The organism is Pedobacter sp. P26, assembly GCF_050632135.1.
Taxonomy (GTDB): domain Bacteria; phylum Bacteroidota; class Bacteroidia; order Sphingobacteriales; family Sphingobacteriaceae; genus Pedobacter.
Window position 1 is genome coordinate 1,771,066 of sequence record NZ_CP192574.1, and the last position, 18,746, is coordinate 1,789,811.

General features: G+C 38.0%; 15 protein-coding genes and 2 pseudogenes. 14 read left to right on the top strand and 3 right to left on the bottom strand.

Features of this window, described 5'->3' with window-relative positions; all coding sequences use genetic code 11:
• Positions 1 to 110: 110 nt before the first annotated feature.
• The 12 genes and pseudogenes from ACQ86H_RS08210 to ACQ86H_RS08265 all read left to right on the top strand — a co-directional run bounded on the left by ACQ86H_RS08210 (position 111) and on the right by ACQ86H_RS08265 (position 10,935).
• A complete protein-coding gene (locus tag ACQ86H_RS08210; RefSeq protein ID WP_431294424.1) occupies positions 111 to 350 on the top strand; it encodes a hypothetical protein in 240 nt (79 codons plus the stop codon).
• Positions 351 to 1,887: 1,537 nt separating this feature from the next.
• Positions 1,888 to 2,193: an RNA polymerase sigma factor gene (locus ACQ86H_RS08215; protein WP_431294425.1), complete on the top strand. Its 306-nt coding sequence runs from the start codon at positions 1,888 to 1,890 to the stop codon at positions 2,191 to 2,193.
• The gene (locus ACQ86H_RS08220; protein ID WP_431294426.1) at positions 2,178 to 2,489 is read left to right on the top strand and encodes a sigma-70 family RNA polymerase sigma factor; all 312 of its coding nucleotides are present in this window, start codon (positions 2,178 to 2,180) and stop codon (positions 2,487 to 2,489) included. Before ACQ86H_RS08215 ends, ACQ86H_RS08220 begins: the two co-directional genes overlap by 16 nt.
• Before the next feature lie 60 nt (positions 2,490 to 2,549).
• Positions 2,550 to 3,722, top strand: a complete 1,173-nt coding sequence (locus tag ACQ86H_RS08225) for a FecR family protein (protein ID WP_431294427.1) — start codon at positions 2,550 to 2,552, stop codon at positions 3,720 to 3,722.
• Between the two features lie 200 nt (positions 3,723 to 3,922).
• Positions 3,923 to 4,765 carry a carboxypeptidase-like regulatory domain-containing protein gene (locus ACQ86H_RS08230; RefSeq protein ID WP_431294428.1) on the top strand — a complete coding sequence of 281 codons (843 nt, stop codon included), beginning with the start codon at positions 3,923 to 3,925 and terminating at the stop codon, positions 4,763 to 4,765.
• A 50-nt stretch (positions 4,766 to 4,815) separates the two neighbouring features.
• A pseudogene (locus ACQ86H_RS08235) lies at positions 4,816 to 4,896 on the top strand (hypothetical protein); the annotation flags it as partial.
• 126 nt (positions 4,897 to 5,022) lie between these two features.
• Positions 5,023 to 5,682: a hypothetical protein gene (locus tag ACQ86H_RS08240; protein WP_431294429.1), complete on the top strand. Its 660-nt coding sequence runs from the start codon at positions 5,023 to 5,025 to the stop codon at positions 5,680 to 5,682.
• Positions 5,679 to 7,019, top strand: a complete 1,341-nt coding sequence (locus ACQ86H_RS08245; RefSeq protein ID WP_431294430.1) for a hypothetical protein — start codon at positions 5,679 to 5,681, stop codon at positions 7,017 to 7,019. Before ACQ86H_RS08240 ends, ACQ86H_RS08245 begins: the two co-directional genes overlap by 4 nt.
• 38 nt (positions 7,020 to 7,057) lie before the next feature.
• Positions 7,058 to 7,516, top strand: a complete 459-nt coding sequence (locus ACQ86H_RS08250; protein WP_431294431.1) for a hypothetical protein — start codon at positions 7,058 to 7,060, stop codon at positions 7,514 to 7,516.
• Between the two features lie 95 nt (positions 7,517 to 7,611).
• Positions 7,612 to 8,949 (top strand): RagB/SusD family nutrient uptake outer membrane protein, encoded by a 1,338-nt coding sequence (locus ACQ86H_RS08255; RefSeq protein ID WP_431294432.1) that lies wholly within the window; start codon positions 7,612 to 7,614, stop codon positions 8,947 to 8,949.
• A 63-nt stretch (positions 8,950 to 9,012) separates the two neighbouring features.
• Positions 9,013 to 10,149: a redoxin domain-containing protein gene (locus ACQ86H_RS08260; protein ID WP_431294433.1), complete on the top strand. Its 1,137-nt coding sequence runs from the start codon at positions 9,013 to 9,015 to the stop codon at positions 10,147 to 10,149.
• A 423-nt stretch (positions 10,150 to 10,572) separates the two neighbouring features.
• Positions 10,573 to 10,935: a BlaI/MecI/CopY family transcriptional regulator gene (locus tag ACQ86H_RS08265; protein WP_431294434.1), complete on the top strand. Its 363-nt coding sequence runs from the start codon at positions 10,573 to 10,575 to the stop codon at positions 10,933 to 10,935.
• 833 nt (positions 10,936 to 11,768) lie between these two features.
• Here ACQ86H_RS08265 and ACQ86H_RS08270 read toward each other — a convergent pair.
• A complete protein-coding gene (locus ACQ86H_RS08270; RefSeq protein ID WP_431294435.1) occupies positions 11,769 to 12,269 on the bottom strand; it encodes an RNA polymerase sigma factor in 501 nt (166 codons plus the stop codon).
• Here ACQ86H_RS08270 and ACQ86H_RS08275 point away from each other — a divergent pair.
• Positions 12,250 to 12,894, top strand: a complete 645-nt coding sequence (locus tag ACQ86H_RS08275) for a hypothetical protein (RefSeq protein WP_431294436.1) — start codon at positions 12,250 to 12,252, stop codon at positions 12,892 to 12,894. The two genes, ACQ86H_RS08270 and ACQ86H_RS08275, sit on opposite strands and share 20 nt — an antisense overlap.
• A complete protein-coding gene (locus tag ACQ86H_RS08280) occupies positions 12,887 to 15,100 on the top strand; it encodes a DPP IV N-terminal domain-containing protein (RefSeq protein WP_431294437.1) in 2,214 nt (737 codons plus the stop codon). Before ACQ86H_RS08275 ends, ACQ86H_RS08280 begins: the two co-directional genes overlap by 8 nt.
• Before the next feature lie 1,157 nt (positions 15,101 to 16,257).
• On the opposite strand, the pseudogene ACQ86H_RS08285 reads toward ACQ86H_RS08280, so the two are convergent.
• Together ACQ86H_RS08285 and ACQ86H_RS08290 are read right to left on the bottom strand one after the other, a co-directional pair.
• A pseudogene (locus ACQ86H_RS08285) lies at positions 16,258 to 17,069 on the bottom strand (tyrosine-protein phosphatase).
• A 71-nt stretch (positions 17,070 to 17,140) separates the two neighbouring features.
• The gene (locus ACQ86H_RS08290; RefSeq protein ID WP_431294438.1) at positions 17,141 to 18,739 is read right to left on the bottom strand and encodes a SusD/RagB family nutrient-binding outer membrane lipoprotein; all 1,599 of its coding nucleotides are present in this window, start codon (positions 18,737 to 18,739) and stop codon (positions 17,141 to 17,143) included.
• Between the last annotated feature and the right edge of the window lie 7 nt (positions 18,740 to 18,746).

The window sequence follows — 18,746 nt, forward strand, 5'->3', positions numbered from 1 at the left end:
CCTTTAGCATATCCAGAATTGGTATTTGTCACACACCACATATTTTGGTGAGAATAAAGAAAGCGGATTTTAAATCGTCATGAATCATCTCCATCCTATGATACTATTTTATGGAAAAGCGAAACAATAAAAGAATTAAAAGTATAATCCAACGGTTTCTCGAACAGAAATCAACTATCAATGAACAAGCAAAAATTGAGACATGGTATTTACTTAAAACACAAGAATCATTAGAAGTAGATACAGAATTAGATTATGATCATTTAAAGGATAAATTATGGGCAAAAATAAATGGACAGTTAATTATTCAAAAACAACCGGTAAAGCGTAAGAAGAGTGCAAAACCGTAATTGCTTTATAGTGTGTATGTTCTATGCTCAGCCATCTCATTCCTGGTTTCGAGTTTAGGGATATTAGCCTTTGGCAGAAAAATTAAAGAGAACAAAGATCCATGATCATTTTAGATTGATAACTTATTGAAAAAAGATTAAAGAAGGGCACGCCATCCGGCAATGCCCTTGATAAACTATTAACTAATCTAAAGTCTGGCGACTTTTACGTCACCATTTTCATTATCTGGTTAAGGTTTTTGTCCCCTTTCCAAAAATTCTTTTTAATCGCTACTCCACGGTCAGAGGTTGTACTTAATCCATATGTAAGGATTTGTCAGTGCATAAAAATATTATATATAGCAAATTGGAATTTCTGGAGTTTAGATTTCCCCAATCTTTCTGAACCAGCCAAATTAAATGTAATCTAAAAATCAGCCTCAGGTTTGAAGATATCTGCTTTAATTATGCGTTACTTCGATTGGGTGATGGTGAACAATTTTTCTAGCCATTCCAGGGATGATAACCCCATCATTTTCGGTACTCATTTTTTAGCGCTTTCTTTATTCTTATTGCATTTTCCTCAGAAAAATTGCCTACTAAAATCTCCATATTTTAAATTGGTTTTCTGCACTTATTAAAGCATTCAAATCATTTACCTGCGGCCACATAAACCAGTTCAGTCATCTAACTAAATTCTAAAATAATTCATTGGAAATACCTGATAGATGATTATTTTCCACTATGCCATTGATTTTTTACTAACCATGGCCGATAAATGTCGCACTCTCTTTGATAAAAAAAATATTCATTCTTCTCAAATTAAATTAATTGTTTTAAAATGATCCCGTGTAATTTATGTCGGTAAAATTAGATATAATATATTTTTGATTCAATTCATTCTGCTATTTCCATAAATTTTATGGTATTTGGCCTATAATTGTGTTTTTTTTTCAGTTTTGCATTTAATTTTGTTATGTCCTTTTGCGTTTTTTCGATTCATGAAGGACTGGAGTTACTACCTAGATCGAGGTCAGATTAATATAGCAGTATTTCTGGGCCTAACCTTTTCGATGCCCAGTTAGGAATTGATTCGACATTGTGAATTTTTCGGAATCGATATTACTTTCTCAAAGTCCTATTACCGCTTGTCATTAAAAACCGAAAAATGGCAACAAAAAGTAAAGACAGTACAAATTTTCAACTAGGAACCTTGGGGTCGATTATGTGAGGATGTCAAAGAGAAAATCGTAAATCAAAGTTAATTCAGATATGCTTAGCAAGCATACTGCTAGCAGTAAATATAGTTTGCCTTTAAGTACCATAGTAAATTGATCCGAAAAGCATAAATTAACTATATTGGTAGATAAACCAGAATGGATTGATCCAGCCTAATCAAAAATTAATTCATTATAAAGTATTGATTATCAATTTAGCTGAGAGTCGTAACCAGATTGGTTTATCCGCTTATCACCCAACGTTGACTTTGTTCTATCGTTAAAAATAGTTGTAAAAAAATACGAAAGGTTTATTTGTAAATTAGACCAAAATTTAATCAATGGCAATAACCCCACATCATGATGAGCGAGATTTATTGGCGAAAATCGCTGTTGGAGATGAGTTAGCGTTTGCTGAGTTATTTAGATGGTACTATGAAGGTCTAGGCGAAGCAGTTTTAAGGCTCACAGAATCCATTATCTTAACTGAAGAAATTGTCCAGGATGCCTTCGTTACTATTTGGTTGAGGAAAGAAAAGTTGGCAGATATTCAAAATTTAAGCAGCTATCTGTTTATCCTCTGCCAGAATCAAGCTTTTACAGTTTTGAAAAGATTAGCAAAGGAAAAAAATTGCAGCCAATATTAGAGCAGAATTTACAATGGGAGGCAGATTTCGAAGCTTTAGAAAGCCCTTCTGAGCATTTTCGGACTATGATTGGTGAAGTCGTTAAAAAACTCCCTCTTCAACAGCGGCGGATATATCAGCTAAGCCGGCAGGAAAAACTCAAGTACGAGGAAATCGCATCTCTTTTAAACATATCACCAGAAACTGTAAAAACCCAGATCTACAACTCCGTAAAGTTTATCCGCAAGCATTTAGAAATAAAGATTGGACCCATTATCGTTATGGTATTGACCAGTGCATTTATTTGCCATAAATAAAAAAATATTTTTTTATGAACGTCTACTACCTTTCTTCTATGAAAATACTCTTTATTGGAGATGGAAAGACTTACCTACCTATTCAAACAATACACTAGCAAAACGGCAACCTATCATGAACGGTTAGAGTTTCAGGAAATATTGGCATCCGGGGTCCATGACGATACGCTAAAGGAATTGATCAAAGCATATTTGAACGCTGACTTAACCCCACATCAGCCGCTGGGAATTACGCCGGAAGAGATGATGCTTAGCCGGATAATGGAAAAGGCAGCCGCCAAAACAAAACAGATATCTTTAAAAGTTAAGCTCTGGCGAAAACTTTCCATTGCAGCCTCCATTGCTATTGCTATAGCAGCAGGTGGATACTTTTATCAGAAGGAGTCTAAAAAAACCAAGACCGATAATTTAGCCGTAAATAAAAATATTGTCGTGCCTGGAAAAGTTGGTGCCACATTGACGCTTTCAAATGGGAAGAAGATAATTTTGATGGGAGATCTCGATGGAAAACTTGCAAAAGAACCGGGAGTGTCGATTTCTAAAACCAAAGAAGGAAAATTGATTTATAAGATTGAAGCTAATGGGCAATCAGTAAATAAAATCAACTCCGTTTCCACCTCTGCTGGCCAAACTTATATTGTTAACCTATCGGATGGAACCATGGTGTGGCTTAACGCATCTTCTAGCCTTACCTTCAACACCCAGCTGGGAGCAGATGGCAGGCGTAAAGTAAAATTATCAGGCGAAGGCTATTTCGAGGTGGCAAAAGATAAGTTGCACCCATTTGTTGTTGAGACCCAAAGTCAGCAAGTAGAAGTATTGGGAACGCACTTTAATATTAACAGTTATCCAGATGAGCCTGTTGTTAAAACTACGCTTCTGGAAGGCCGTGTGAAGGTAAATTTAAAAAGCGGCCAACATCACACTCTTCTGCCCGGGCAGCAATCTCAATATAACCTTCAAGGTTTTACAGTGAAATTTGTAGACGTTAACAGTGCTATAGACTGGAAAAACAATGAATTTACTTTTGACAATGAGACACTGGAAAGTATACTCAGAAAAGTGGCGCGCTGGTACGATGTCGAAATTGTCTACGAAGGAAAAAACAGATCAAAACTATTCTGGGGCAGTGTTTCCAGGTATGAAAACATTAAACAAGTTTTACAAAACCTTGAACTGACAGGTGAAGTTAAATTCAGGCTGGAAGGAAGGCGAATATATGTGATAAACTAAAAATCAACAACCTAAACCAATAACAGATTATGAAGAAAATTTTACTTGAATAACTCCTGCACGGGTGAGACAGATGAAGTCAGACGATGGACCAACATGGCCTGACTGGGGCTGGAGCATCCTTTTCCGACTTGTCGGGAAAAACCAACTTGAACTAACCATTAATATCAATTCAACCAAACTCAAACCAACTCAAAAGTATGAAATATTGTTATGCTTTTAACATCATTCCGCAGGTACTAAAACGCCCGCTCCGCCAAACTACCCGATTGGCAAAACTAACTGTATTGCTTCTTATTGCCACATTGCTTCAGGTAAATGCAGTAAGCATGGCGCAAACAGTAACGCTTATAGAACATAACGCGAAACTTTCCAAATTATTCAATGCCATCAAAAAGCAAACAGGGTATAATATTTTGATTGCATCAGAACAGTTAAATAGGACCCAACTGGTTAATGCTAACATCAGGAATATGGATTTACGCCTGGCGCTTAATCAGATTTTACAAAATCAAAATTTAACCTATGTAATCTCAAATAAAGCTATAATTATTAAAGGAAAATCCGGCACATCTCCAATAAGCAGTTCACCAATGAGCTATGCCACTATCAATGGCTTAATACAAAATGAAAAGGGGGAAGCGCTTGCCGGAGCAACAATCAGCATTAAAGGCAGTAATAAAAGAACAACTACTGACAACATGGGCCGTTTCACCCTCACAGATGTGAACACTGGAACAGTACTGGTTGTCTCTTTTGTAGGCTACGACAATAAAGAGATCATACTACTCGAGAATTTATCAGAATTGATTACGATTAAATTAGCATTATCTACAGCACGTCTGGAAGAGGTAAATGTCGTGAACACAGGTTATCAATCACTGTCAAGAGAACGAAGTGCCGGATCATTTTCTAAGCCGGACATGAAAACATTTAATGACCGCGTTGGAACAATGAATATCATTCAACGTCTTGATGGATTAATCCCGGGTCTTACGGTCAATAATGCACCGGGAGCGGATCAGTTCCAAATCAGGGGGTAAGTACGCTTTCAGCTTCCAAGTCTCCTCTTTTTGTAGTTGATGGTGTTCCAATCAGCGATATTGCTCAGATCAATCCAAATGATGTCGCCGATATTTCGGTATTAAAAGACGCGACAGCATCTTCTATCTGGGGAGCCAGAGCGGCTAACGGGGTAATCGTTATTACAACAAAAAGAGGTGGCATCTCTGGAAAGCTAAAAGTCGATTACAACACATATACCAGACTGCAACAGCGTCCGGATTTAAATTATCTACCTGTGCTCAGTTCCCAGGAATTTATTCAGGCGTCAAAAGAAATCTTTGATGCCTCGGTTACCCCTTGGGCCAGTGTTATCAGCCGAACGAACTTAACTGTCCCGCCTCATGAACAGGCCTTATATGACCTATCCAGAGGATTGATCACGCAAGCAGTTGCAAATGCTAAGTTGGACAGCCTTTCCCGTATTTCAAATAAAGATCAGATCAGAGACTTATTTTATAGGAATACATGGGTAACCAATCACTCTCTATCTGTTAGCGGCGGTTCAAAAAAATATGCTGCTTACGGGTCTTTTAACTACAATTTGGCGAAAAATAATGGCAATGTTCCGGATAACAACAGCGAGACATTCAAATTTAACCTAAGACAGGACTTCAAGGTTAGTGACCGCATCCAATTGTATTTAATTACAGATATAACACATAATCGTAGCGAATCGAAACCATGGGACACTTTCACATCGAATTTTACCCCTTATCAACTTTTTAAAGGAGATAACGGGGAATCACTTAGCATGCCTTGGAGGTATCTTCCGGATGAATTACGGATTCCAGCGGAGAAAATCGGAGGTGTTAGCCTTAATTATGTACCACTTAATGAGCCAAACAATGGCTATACCAAAGGGGACGGGTTATCGGCTAGACTAAATGGGGGTTGACGGTCAAATTAATTAAAGGACTACGTTTCGAAGGAATTTATAGCACGGTTCTGGCCAAAAATAGTTCAAGGCAGTTTGAAGGTCAGGATCTTTACGATGTCAGGTCTGAGGTCATGAGCTTTGCCACTTACAATGCCACGACGAAGCTGCTCACATATAACTTTCCGAAAACCGGTGGACGTTTGACGACCAATAACAGTAATTCTACCGACTGGACATTAAGAAACCAGCTGGTTTATAACCGGGATTGGATGGATGGCAAGCACCAGCTTACCGTTCTCGTCGGCAGTGAAGTACAGCGGATGAAAACTGTTGTCTCATCAGATCTGATAAGAGGATTCGATGATGATCTTTATTCTTTTCCTTCCATTGATTACAAAACACTGGAGAACGGCTTCTTCAATGTTGTCAATCCGATCAATCAAGGGTTTAACTTTGCTTCCCGGGATTATTTCGCTAACACTGAGTTAGAAACCCGCGTGATTTCTAACTATTCAAACCTGGCCTATACCTTTCAAAATAAATATGGGATCAATGCCAGTCTGCGGCTTGATCAATCCAATCTTTTTGGAAAAGACAAATCTGCTCAGAATAAACCTGTATGGAGTGTCGGTGGATTATGGAATATGAACAGAGAAAAATTCATGGAGGAGTTTCAATGGCTGAATATCTTTAGACTTCGCGCAACCTATGGTATAACAGGCAATTCACCATCCCCAGGAACGGCATCCTCCGATGATATCATAGGTCCTGGTGCTGGCCTCAATTATACCTTCTCAAATGGTAATATATATAGGTTAATTACTCCTGCAAACCGGATATTGACGTGGGAACTTACTAAAAACACTAATATCGGGGCAGATTTCGGTTTTTTAAATAATAGAATTTCTGGATCACTTGACCTATACTGGAAAAATACCCAGGATCTATTGGATCAGTACGCCATTAATCCATTTGCGATCGCAACGGGTTCGACCGTACTTGGAAATGTAGGGGAATTAAAAAATAAAGGGATAGAGCTATCCTTAACTACGGTGAATATCAGAAGTGCTCAATTTGAGTGGCGCAGCACATTCAACGGGGCCCATAACACCAATACCATCACCAAGGTGAACGCCAGTGCGATCAGCACGGGTGTTGATAAGCTAAGGGCTAGTTTCGTAGAAGGCTACTCTGCCTATCCCATATTTGCATACAACTATGCGGGTCTGGATGCAGTCGGAGATCCGCAGGTTAGGTTAAACAATGGAACAATCACAAAGGCTTTCAATGCTACGAAACCGGAGGATATTTTATATATGGGAACTTATCAGCCCAAATGGTCCGGGGATTTTTAAATTCATTCCGATATCAATCATTCAATCTTCAGGCCAACATGATATTCAATGCAGGCAATGTAATTAGGAGAGATGTGAATACAAAATATACGGGTATCAATGCACGGGCTACCAATTACAATAGTGATTTTGCCAATAGATGGAAAAAACTGGGAGACGAACAGTTTACAGATATTCCTTCCTTTATCGGCAATGCCCAGCAAAATGCTGCGCGTTATCCATGGTATTACATGATCTCAAACACTAACGTAGTTGACGGCTCATTCGTGAAGCTTAGAGACATCACCCTAAGCTATGATTTACCTGAAAATGTATTAAAGCAGATATCTATCCATGCGTTCAGGGTTTTCGCTCAGGTGGGAAATATCATGCTGTGGAAAGCCAATAAATATGGCATAGACCCGGAATTTCAAAGGCAGGACGTAGAAGTCGGCGGTATCCGGTCGTTGCGTACCGGACAGAATACCATATCTGTTGGTGCAAATATTTCACTGTAGAATTTTGTATTTAGAATAAATATCATGAGAAAAATAAATATCATTATTTTGTTTTTGCTAACAGCCAACATATTGGGTGGCTGCAAAAAAGTTTTTTGGAATTAAAGCCAAAAGGAAAACTAATAGTTAAAAAAACATCCGATTATGAGGGCTTGTTCCTGGACGCAAACTCCGTATTATCGATAGGCGCGAATCACCCAAGTGTTCCCATGGGCGACGATGTAGCCACGATAAGTAACTTTTTTAGTTCCGCAAATATTCAAACTGTACGTTTATTCACCTGGCAGGCGAATATCTATGACCCAAATGTCAGTGCTCCGGAATTGTCGACCCCTATCAAGCAACTTTATCTGTACAATAAGATCATAAATGAAGTTATGGAATCTGAAGGATCGGACAACGATTACAAAAAAAGGCTGCAAATGGAAGCAAAGGGCAATAGGGCATATTGCAACCTGATGCTGATAAACCTTTACGGGAAGCCTTACAATAACGAAACAGCAGCTACTGATCCTGGAATCCCTATAATTACTGAAGCAGATGTTACACAAAACTCGTTTACTCGCGCTACAGTGCAACAGGTTTACCAGTCAATCATTGCAGATCTCGCGGAAGCTATTCCATTCCTCCCGGTCAACAATACCGCTAGAATCCGACTAACCAAATCTGGCGCAGAGTTAGTGTTGGCTAAAGCTTATTTATATATGGGTGACTATGCAAAGGCGTTGGCTCTGATCAACACTGCAAAAACGCATTATCCTACTGAATTTCCAGTAGCCATTTATGATTATAACGAAACGTATAAGGTCGCCACTTGGACGGTAAGTTCTTTGCTCAACACAGAGAGCTTATATACCAGAACAAGCGGCGTAACGTGGCCGTCAACATCAAATGATCTTGTAGTAGCACCTTGGGTTATTAATCTGTATGGGCCAAATGACCAACGTCTGAAATCATTCACGGACAAACCCAATAATAGTACCATATCAAATCCGGCCGGACTGATGAGAAGAAAGGGCCCATTTGCCTCTCAAGCTTCTCAAGGGGCTTATTTATCTGATGTGGAGCTCATGAAAGCCGAATGCGAAGCGAGAATAGGTGATGTTGCCAGCGCCCTGAAGACGCTTATTGCCTTCAGGAAATTGCGTATGCCTGCAGCTGATGCAGAAGTTAACATTACGGGGAAAGACAATTTAATCAAGTTCATAATAGATGAACGCGTGAGAGAATTCGCTGTTTATGGATATAGGTGGTATGATATGAGACGCCTGTCTGTTGATCCGCTGTTCAGAGACAAAGTTTATCAACATATTCAATATAATGCGGCGAACGGTCAACCTCTAGAAATCTATACCCTTAAGCCGGAAAGACTGACCATGCGTTTCGATTTGGTGGTGATGAATGCCAACCCCGAAATGATCAACAATCCTTAAAACTAAGCGGTGCACTTTCATTTGGCGCGCCACTTGTTAATTTTATACATTTTAACAAAAAACATGAAAAAAGCAAAATTAATCACGTTAGTGCTGTTAAGTCCGTTTATGATAAAGGCACAAAATGCATCATATGAATTGAATGTTACCATACAAGGACTAAAACAGAGACCAGGAACCAAAGCATTTCTGATTTTCCGCAATGGGAACAAGACCATTACTGACTCAACGCTCGTAAGAAATGGGCGGTTTACATTCCAGGGAGCATTATCAGAATATAAAAGTGCCCAGCTTGCACTGGATCACACGGGTGCCGGGCTTGAGAAAACCCAGGATTTCCTCCAGTTATATCTTGAAAAGGGATTGATTACGGTTTTAGCAAAGGATTCTTTAAAATTCGGGGAGGTTGATGGGCCTGTGATCAATAAACAGGCTAGGCTTTATAAAACCCTTTTGAGAAAAAATTCGGACAAACTAAAATCAATTTCTGCCAAGTGGTCAAAAATTGACCCGAAAGATTCCAGTTTGAGAAAATTAAACGATGAGCTGGCATCTGCATATAAAAATGAAATTCTGGTCCGTGAACAGTTGAATGTTCAATTCATCAAAGAAAATCCTGATGCGGATATAAGCGCTGAAATACTTAGCAGGGTGGCGGGACCAATAATTGAGGTAGAGAAAATAGAGCCCCTTTATCATCTGCTTTCTGCAAGAGTACGTAAGACTAGTGCTGGGAGAACCCTGGGAGCAGACCTGGCTTCAACCAAGGCAACTTATGTAGGTTCCTTATCGCCCACGTTTTCTAAAAGTGACATGGATGGTAAAATGATTAAGCTTGCAGACTTCAAAGGGAGATATGTTCTTATAGATTTCTGGGCATCCTGGTGTAAGCCCTGTCGGGCAGAAAACCCTTATGTAATTAAAGCTTACGATAAATTTAGAGATAAGGGATTTCAAGTATTAGGCATTTCGCTGGATAAAGACAAGAATTCATGGCTTAAAGCTGTGAAAGATGATGCACTACCATATACACAGATCTTAGATGAGGCGGCCAATGGACAGAGAATTGCTGATAATTATGCAGTTAAAGCGATACCACAAAACTTTTTGATTGACCCTAAAGGTAAGATCATTGCAAGGAATTTACGTGGGACTGAACTGGACAAAGAATTGAAGAGGATTTTCGGCAGTGATTTGTAAATAAAAAAGAATTTCCAATAAATAAAGGATCTCCTAAAAGAGATTCTTTATTAAACCTGTATCTTCAGATCATACTAGTCAGCTTCAAGTATTTTCATTCAATTTAATTAACGCATAAGTATGATCAGTATTTTAGTAAAAATTTACATTTTGTATCCAGCTTCATGAGCGTAAAATTTTGTTAATTTTTTGGCGATGCAGATTAATAGATTACGCTTCCCTCTAAAAAAACCTAGGTAAATGTATTTGCTTTATTTTTTCCGGATGTTGGGTACCTAATTTAGTGGCAGGTAAAGTTCTGATTTGATTTTATAGCAATTAATTACCTCCCTTCCAGCATAACTAAGCTGTAAAAGTATTTGTTTGATAAAGCCTATCTTAAATCTAATCCATAAATCCCTTTGTTATACTATTTATACTTATATGAATATTTTAAAGTTTAATGATATTGAGAGACGAATTATTGAAGTACTGTTGGATGTCCCAGAGCTTTCAACAAAAGAGATTAGGCAAAGAATGGCTGCACCTGTTATGGCAGTCAGCACCATCTCTTTGGCGCTTAGATTGATGGAAAACCGGTTAATTTTAAATCATCGAAAGACACCGGAAGGCTATCTATATTATGTCACGTTCACCAGAAAGGATCTGATGATTAGGGATATCGAAAATATCTGCAATAAGTATTTTTCCGGAAATGTTAATGAAATGATTGAATTTATTTTATCCATAAAAAATGTCTTTAAAGATAAACTCCTGGAAAATACTAATACAGTAGCTAGTAAATAAGGCATTTCCCAATCTCAATTCATTAATAAAAGGCTAACAAGCGGCTCATTTGCTAATTAAATCGATTGTCCCGTTTAAAATGGCCAATGGTTCTCAGCCACCGCCATTTTTTTCGGACAATCGATCCTTTCATTTTGCTCAAAAGGACTAGTGGTTAGGTTTAAGCGGTCTTTAAGCTTATGAAAAGCAGAGCTGGATTCAACACACTGTTGCCCTGAAGAAATTGGATCTTCTAATAGCCTCAGAAAAATATCTTTTATCTTATGTGTTCTTTTGATCGGCTGATTTTCTATAGATAGTATCCTGAAGGGCCATCTTTTAGCAAAACTAAAAAAATAGGGGAGCTTAAATACAGGCTTTCTATGTTGGACTTTATATTGTCATTTGCTATAAACTATTTTAAAAAAGGAAATCTATCTTCCAACAATCGCATGTTTATATCTTGCATTTAATTGAGTATGTAGCCATTCATATCAACACTGCCTAACATCGATCTATAACATTAGAAATATTTTCAAATAACGGATAAAAATACATTCTGTACTACTCACCAAAAGAAGGTTTTTTTATTCAAAAACCGATTTTCTTTGAATCCAGATAACATTTCGTTGATGAATCCGTCAAAATAGACCGAGCGAAAAGCAAATCTGTCCTAAAATGGCATTTGATATATAACGCTAACTAATTAATTTAGCTCTGGGTAGAGATACTAAATGATTAACAATCAAGCAAAGTCTAATATAAAATTATTCATCTCCACAAAATATCTGCTGGCAAAATTCTCTTAGGAGAATATCGCAATTTAAAATATTATTTAATGCGTCTTACAGAAACTATCTTATAATGGATTTCATAATAAAACTTGTGACTACAATCGCAGACATTCCGCTATCTTTTGAAAAATAGCCAATAAGAAATTTGCGTGCTTGAAAAAGATGGCTATTGATCGTTTTAGGATTTATGCCCATAATCTCCTCAACTTCCTTATAGGATTTTCCTTCTAGTTTACATAATGAAAAAACTTGCCTCCGCTGGGGTGGCATTTTTGACACCGCCTCCCGTAACAGCTTTGAATTCTCCCTAATCAAAATATCTTCTTCGATGTAACTGTAAATTTCGGTACTGGTTCGTATGATATCATTTTGCATCTTATGGTCACGAGCCGCTTTGCGGTAATAGTCGTATACCAAATTTTCTGCGATCCTAAATAGATATGCTCCAAAAGATTTTTCCGTATTAATTTGCTCGCGGTTATCCCAGATTTTCAAAAAAAGATCTTGAAGTATATCTAAAGTAAGTTCCTCTGACTTAAGAATGATCCTGCAAAAGTTCAAACAAAAGGAAAATAAGTTTGGGCAAGATATTGCTGCAGAGTATTTTGGTCTATTGAACGATAAAGAAAAAGTAAAACCAGAAAACTGGTTTTTGTTCGGGGAAAGTTATGAATCCCTGTTTATTTCTGAAGTAGGGAGCACTAACTTTGGTTATTTAATGGCACACTATACAGAATTTATTAAGCATAATGCCAAAGAAGTTGTTGATGGCAAGATTTATAATGCCTATAAAAAACTTGCGGAGAAATGCCTATTAGGTAATTATTTTAAAAATCATCCTTATTCCAGAACAGAATTTGAGGTTTTTAAGACTCAGGTCGACCAAAGCAGGTTTAAAGACAAAAGCCAGCTAAATGTACTGATTGCCGTTGCAATGGCCGGTGGTGAGAAAGATGTAAAAAAGGCAGGTAAGTTAATTGCAGATCATGTTGGGAGCTTTACGCAAAAAAACATGAGTATAGTATTTAACTATTATACTCTTTGTAGTTTATCGGATCGCACTTTTCCTTACATGAAGGAGATTTCGGACGTAATATTGACTAAATCAAAAAACGAATATTTGATTGATTTTTGTGAAAAATATTCGAAAAAATTAACTTCTTCTACTTCTATAATCAATGAATAAGATCGCCATCCTTTTCCTTTTAATGATCCCGGCACAGCTGCTGGCACAGAGTCCAAATTATGCTGCTGCGGAGAGATTTGATGTTCCTAATCTACAAAAACAGGTTGGTCGCCTACAGATTATTCCATTTTTTTTGAAAAAAAGCAATAAATTTTGGTTTGCAACGGATAAAAAAACGGAGGGTAGCAAAAACGAATTTTCTTTAGTAGATGCCAATCTTAAGCGAAAGCAGCCTTTGTTTGATAAACAGGTCATAATCGCTAGTCTGACTCAATTGAATAAGGTCGCGCCGAACCCTAAAGATATTGCCTACGATGCGAATTTCTCTGAAGACGAAAGGACCGTAGAGGTTACTTATAACAAAGAGAAATACAGTTATGATTATACTCATAAAGAATTGGTTAAACAGCCAAAATCTATAAATTCTTCCACTCCTCGAAATCTTATAGGCAATCGTTCTCCCGATCAGAAATGGATTTTATATGCTGATAAGCATGACCTCTATCTAAAAGGGGTTGTTGGAGATACTACTGAATTTAGGCTTTCTGATGATGGCTCTGCCTATCATTCTTTTTCGATGAACGAAACAGATGCTTTTGCAAATGCTCCTACTGCGACCGATGCCGTTTGGAGTTCTGACTCCAAAGCATTTTATGTTTTGCGGAAAGATAACAGAAAGGTTGGGACAATGACTGTGACCAACTCCATCTTCGAAAAAAGACCTTATGTCACAACATATAAATATGAACTTCCGGAAGATAAAGATGTGGGACAGTATGAATTTTTTATAGGAGATGTTACTACTCATACATTAAAAAAAGTAAGTTTGGACCGATGGCCAGATCAGCAGGTTGAAGTTTTACAGAAACAGGATATAGGAAAAGAGGTGTTTCTATTGCGTAAGAAAAGAACCCGTGATGAAATCGAACTATGTGCTGTTAATTTTGCAACTGCCGAATTGCGTGTCATAATAAACGAAGTCAGCAGACCTTTTATCAATACAGATCTTTTTAGCGTATCCATTTTAAATAAAGGAAAGGATATTTTGTGGTGGAGCGACCGTTCAGGCTGGGGCCATTATTATCTATATAATAATCAGGGCCGCTTGACCAATACCATAACCAATGGAGATTGGACAGCTGGTAAAATCGCCTCCATCGATACCATAAATAGGTTTATATATTTTTATGGTTATGGGAAAAATCCAGCTTTCAATCCAAACTATTCGTTTTTATATAAAAAATCCATTGATGATAATAACCAGCCTAAGCTTTTAACCCCCGAAGATGCCAATCATTCGGTATTCGTAGCGCCGTCGAAAAAATATTTTGTGGACAACTTCTCCAGAACCGACCTAACGCCGAGAACAGTTGTTAGGGACAATAATGGAAAATTCATCATACAAGCCTATCAACCAAATCTGAAACAGTTGTATGCCTATGGCTGGAAGCAGCCCGAACGATTTAGCGTTAAAGCTAAGGACGGGATAACCGAACTCTATGGTTTAATGTGGAAACCGTTCAACTTTGATCCAGCCAAAAAATATCCAATTATATCTCAGGTATACCCGGGACCCTTTACAGAAACTGTTTGGAATGATTTTACCGTTTTCGACCGATATAATAATACATCTCTGGCGCAAATCGGATTTATTGTTGTCGTAATGGGGCACCGTGGTGGATCACCCTATCGTAACGCTGCATATTATAAGTATGGCTTCGGAAAGTTGCGAGATTATGCTCTGGAGGATGATAAAAATGGACTTGAGCAGTTGGCAGGCCGTTTTAGCTTCATCGATTTGAATCGGTTGGGCATTTTTGGGCACTCGGGCGGTGGTGCAATGGCTACAACGGCAATCTGTACCTATCCCGATTTCTATAAAGCTGCCGTTTCCTCATCCGGCGACCACGATAATCGCATATATAATCGCACATGGGGAGAAACTTATAATGGTTTGGGTTCCAAAATGGAGATCAACCAGACTCTGGCAAAAAACTTGAAGGGACATTTACTTTTGGTAACCGGTGAATCTGACCAGAACGTAAATCCTGCGAATACGTTTAGAATGGCTGATGCGCTGATCAAGGCGGGGAAAGATTTCGACCTACTTGTTTTGCCGGGTCAAAGTCATACGTATGAAGAACCATATAAAACTTATTTTCAGAAAAAACTAAGAAGCTATTTTGCCACTTATTTAATGGAATGAGCAAATAAATAGAAAAACGGAATGATCTTATTTTGTAATGATAATGTCAATAAGTTTTGTAATCAATAGAGTTTTCTCAAAAAATGTGAAGGCTGCACTACTGTTGAATGTGCTAAACAAAAGAGAGTTCAAAACTGAAGCAAGCGCGATTAAGATCGTATGTTAAAATAAATATTCGCTGATTGGGATATCAGTGGGTTAGTTTAGGTGACGTTAGACTGCCAGGATGGATATCCTGGCTTTTTCAAATTCAATACCGACTATATGTTAGTGTAGCCATGTTCAATCATTCGTTGGATCTTGCTCGTCGATAAAGTAGCATTTTACGATTGGCCGTCAATGGTTGGATGCATTGTGACCAGTCCAGGAGATTTACAAATGGAAATAATTAGATCAACGCTGGAGTTTTTTAACGAAAACTAAACTTAGGGATTTCGCTAAGTATCCGTTTTTTTGGCTTCATTATTTGTAACTCAACAAATCAATTTATCTAAAAATCAGCCCAACAAATTTTAATTTACCGGATGCATGCGAGTGGCATTGCGATTAAATGACACAAATGTAGCAGAGAAATAATAGTATCTTGGGATGTGAAAATTATAGTTGACTTTCAAAGGAGCTATATTAACATTGATAAGCTGTAAATGAAGATTTAATTTCAAAAATATATGTTTACCATTTCTTAAATATCCCATTTTTACTGATCATTATATAGTGCGGGCAGAGTTATAAAAAAATGCGCGTTGCGCGAGGAGTTGTCGGATAATATGGCAATCTGTGAATTTCGTAGCATTACGGATTTATGTGGGTCGAAAACTTAATGGACCGAATCGGTATAATGGTTTTAATTTGGAATATTCGAAAATACCTTGGGAATTCGCATTTTCTGGTATATGGTTACGTTACCTTTATTGATGGTGATGAACGAAACAGACTACGGATCGCTAACAAAAGGTGCTTGCTGTTAAAGGTTAACACGATAGGATCTTTTGGTAGATAAAGACCCAAACTACTATGAAAATCTGTGTCCATCTGTGGTCAAAAACCTTAAGTTAATGACATTTTGCAAATGAATGGTAAAAAAAAGTACCAATTGTGTTATTACACCATCGGTACCTTTATAAGATAAATATATAAGTCAATCTCTTATCGAAATACTAATTTGTATATTTTTGTCGCAATGTTGCTAAATCTTCATTGCTCAGCTCCATTTCAGTTTTAAGAAATTCGTCAACGCTGCCATACTTAGTAATAATAGCATTATAGGTTGCCATCAGGTATTCTTTTTTACACCTGCCAGGTCTTTGGCTACCTGTTCTTTAATCCCCATCTGCACCATACCTTTTACCATCTTTTCGTTTTCTTCTTTACGGAATTCATTGCTCAGTAAATAATCTTCCAAAATGGTTTCTTCCGGAACACCCAAAGCGTAAAGCAATAATGCTGCACCAACACCGGTCCTATCTTTTCCTGCGGTACAATGAAAAAGCAGCGCAGAAGAATCTGGTTGTTTTAACAGGGCTTTAAAAAACGGCTGATATTTATCCTTCAAATGCGAAGTTTGTCCATAAAAAGATTCCATCAGCGAATCGGCAGCATTTAATTTAGTGATTTGCATCATCCAACTGCCCAAATTTTCACTCCCGGCAGGCAATTGCAGATAACCAGCATTTTTAGGCAAACGGTCTTTTGCTTTTGCCACTTCATCATTACTTCTAAAATCGACCACAAAACGGATGTGTTTTTGATCAAGAAGTAAAAGATCTGCATCGGTAAGTTTGCTGATTTCTCCGGAACGAAATACTTTCCCCCACTTTACATGAGTGCCCTGTTTGGTTTCATAACCGCCTAAATCTCTAAAATTTGTGGCACCTTTAACCGCAACAGCCCTTGTACTATCAATAACAGAGGCAGAAGCAAACTGTGCAGTAAATGCCAGGCTTAAAAACAGGATAATGTTCTTTTTCATATCTAATGTTTAAAGGTTAAAAAAGGAGCAGCCTTTAAAAAATGAGGTGCTCCTTAATTTGATTAATTATACTATTTAAGCAACCACATCAGTTGGTTTACGTCATCATTGCCTCCATACTGACTGGCAACAGCCGCTTTGTAGTTTGCATTGTTATTGTTCTGCTCATCAATAGGGTATTGCCAGCGAACCGGGATTTTTTGAGAAGGGTTGATTCCGGGACCGTTGTTCGAAAATGCAGGCACACCGGTTCTTCTCCAGTTATAAAATGCCTCCCAACCTGAGTTTTGCCAAAAAGCCACATATTTCTGTTCTAAAATCTGTTTTAAACCATCGGCATTATCACCTTTATACACTACATTGGCATTGTTCAGAAAATCTGATGTGTTTAAAACAACAGTTCCGAGGGTTAAACCTTCGCGATTTCCAACCGCATAACTTTGTCCGTTAACCACTCCATAAAAACTTAGTGAAGCATTAATTCCATTGTTATACCATGTTGAAGCAGATCCTGTTAACCAGCCCCTGTTAATGGCTTCGGCAATATTGAAACACATTTCGGGATAACCAACCAAAATCAGGCTTTCCGGCCCTGCGAAAGAAGCATAATACCTTTTGAAATTCACGTAAGAGTACATGCCCAATGCATCATTAGCAGCCAAACCCGCCTGTGTTAGGGCAATATCAGAACCTACATAAGCAGAGAAATCGGCTACGGTTTTACCTGCCGTAAGCTGAGCTGGTGCCGGCGTAGCAACGATAAAAGTCCTTGGATCTTTATTGGCTGTGGTAATATTCAGATAAGTTTTACTTACGTTACCAAAAAGGTTATAGGTTTCATCCGGGTTATAGATGTACTTATTTACCGTAGCGTTAAATTTGAAAGTCAGGTTATCGGTATTACCACTTAAGATTGGATATTTTGTAGGGTTACCGATGATAGCCGCAAACTGCGTTTTAATATTCAGGTCGGCATTATCATCAGCTCTTTTGCTCAGCGAGATCAATACCCTGAGTTTATAAGCGTTGATTACCTTTTGCCATTGCAGGTAAGTAAGACCAAAAATATCGCCACCAACTGCAGTTGAAGAATTTAAGGGGGTTACCAATGTCGACATGATGTTATTTGCATCTTCCAGCAGCTGCAACGAATTTTTGTACACATCATGCTGGCTATCAAATTTTGGCTGAAAGATGTCTGTATTACCCGCCTCTGTCATCGGGATATCGCCAACCCTTTGGGTTAGCCAGATAAAACTATAGGCCCTGAAGAATTTGCCAAGAGCAGCATAAATGGTAGCTGATGAATTAAACTGGGCAGCGGCCTGACTTTCCATTTTAGACACATACCTGATAATGTCGTAAGTAGTGGCGGTATTGCTAAATGCATAGGCATTTGCACCACGGTAATACGCATTAGAAGAAGTGGTAAACTGGTTCCAGCGCATTACCTGCCCGAATGGATCTTCCTCAACGGCATTCGCAACCTTATCAACAAAACCTCCACCCTTATAAAAACTCCAGGTAATGTGGTTTAATAATAAAGAGGCAGGAATGGTAGAATTTTCATTGGCAACATTTGGGTTGGGCAATAAATCTCCTTTTTGGCAGCCCATTGTGCTGATAAGCAACATCGCAACTGCTGATATTTTGAATATATTAGATTTCATATTTTAA

What these genes read in the sequence shown, in the direction of transcription:
- ACQ86H_RS08260 (WP_431294433.1), top strand. Translation starts at nt 9,013, where the DNA reads ATGAAAAAAGCAAAATTAATCACGTTAGTGCTGTTAAGTCCGTTTATG.
- ACQ86H_RS08265 (WP_431294434.1), top strand. Translation starts at nt 10,573, where the DNA reads ATGAATATTTTAAAGTTTAATGATATTGAGAGACGAATTATTGAAGTA.
- ACQ86H_RS08225 (WP_431294427.1), top strand. Translation starts at nt 2,550, where the DNA reads ATGGAAAGACTTACCTACCTATTCAAACAATACACTAGCAAAACGGCA.
- ACQ86H_RS08250 (WP_431294431.1), top strand. Translation starts at nt 7,058, where the DNA reads ATGATATTCAATGCAGGCAATGTAATTAGGAGAGATGTGAATACAAAA.
- ACQ86H_RS08275 (WP_431294436.1), top strand. Translation starts at nt 12,250, where the DNA reads ATGATCCTGCAAAAGTTCAAACAAAAGGAAAATAAGTTTGGGCAAGAT.
- ACQ86H_RS08290 (WP_431294438.1), bottom strand. Translation starts at nt 18,739, where the DNA reads ATGAAATCTAATATATTCAAAATATCAGCAGTTGCGATGTTGCTTATC.
- ACQ86H_RS08230 (WP_431294428.1), top strand. Translation starts at nt 3,923, where the DNA reads ATGAAATATTGTTATGCTTTTAACATCATTCCGCAGGTACTAAAACGC.
- ACQ86H_RS08215 (WP_431294425.1), top strand. Translation starts at nt 1,888, where the DNA reads ATGGCAATAACCCCACATCATGATGAGCGAGATTTATTGGCGAAAATC.
- ACQ86H_RS08210 (WP_431294424.1), top strand. Translation starts at nt 111, where the DNA reads ATGGAAAAGCGAAACAATAAAAGAATTAAAAGTATAATCCAACGGTTT.
- ACQ86H_RS08280 (WP_431294437.1), top strand. Translation starts at nt 12,887, where the DNA reads ATGAATAAGATCGCCATCCTTTTCCTTTTAATGATCCCGGCACAGCTG.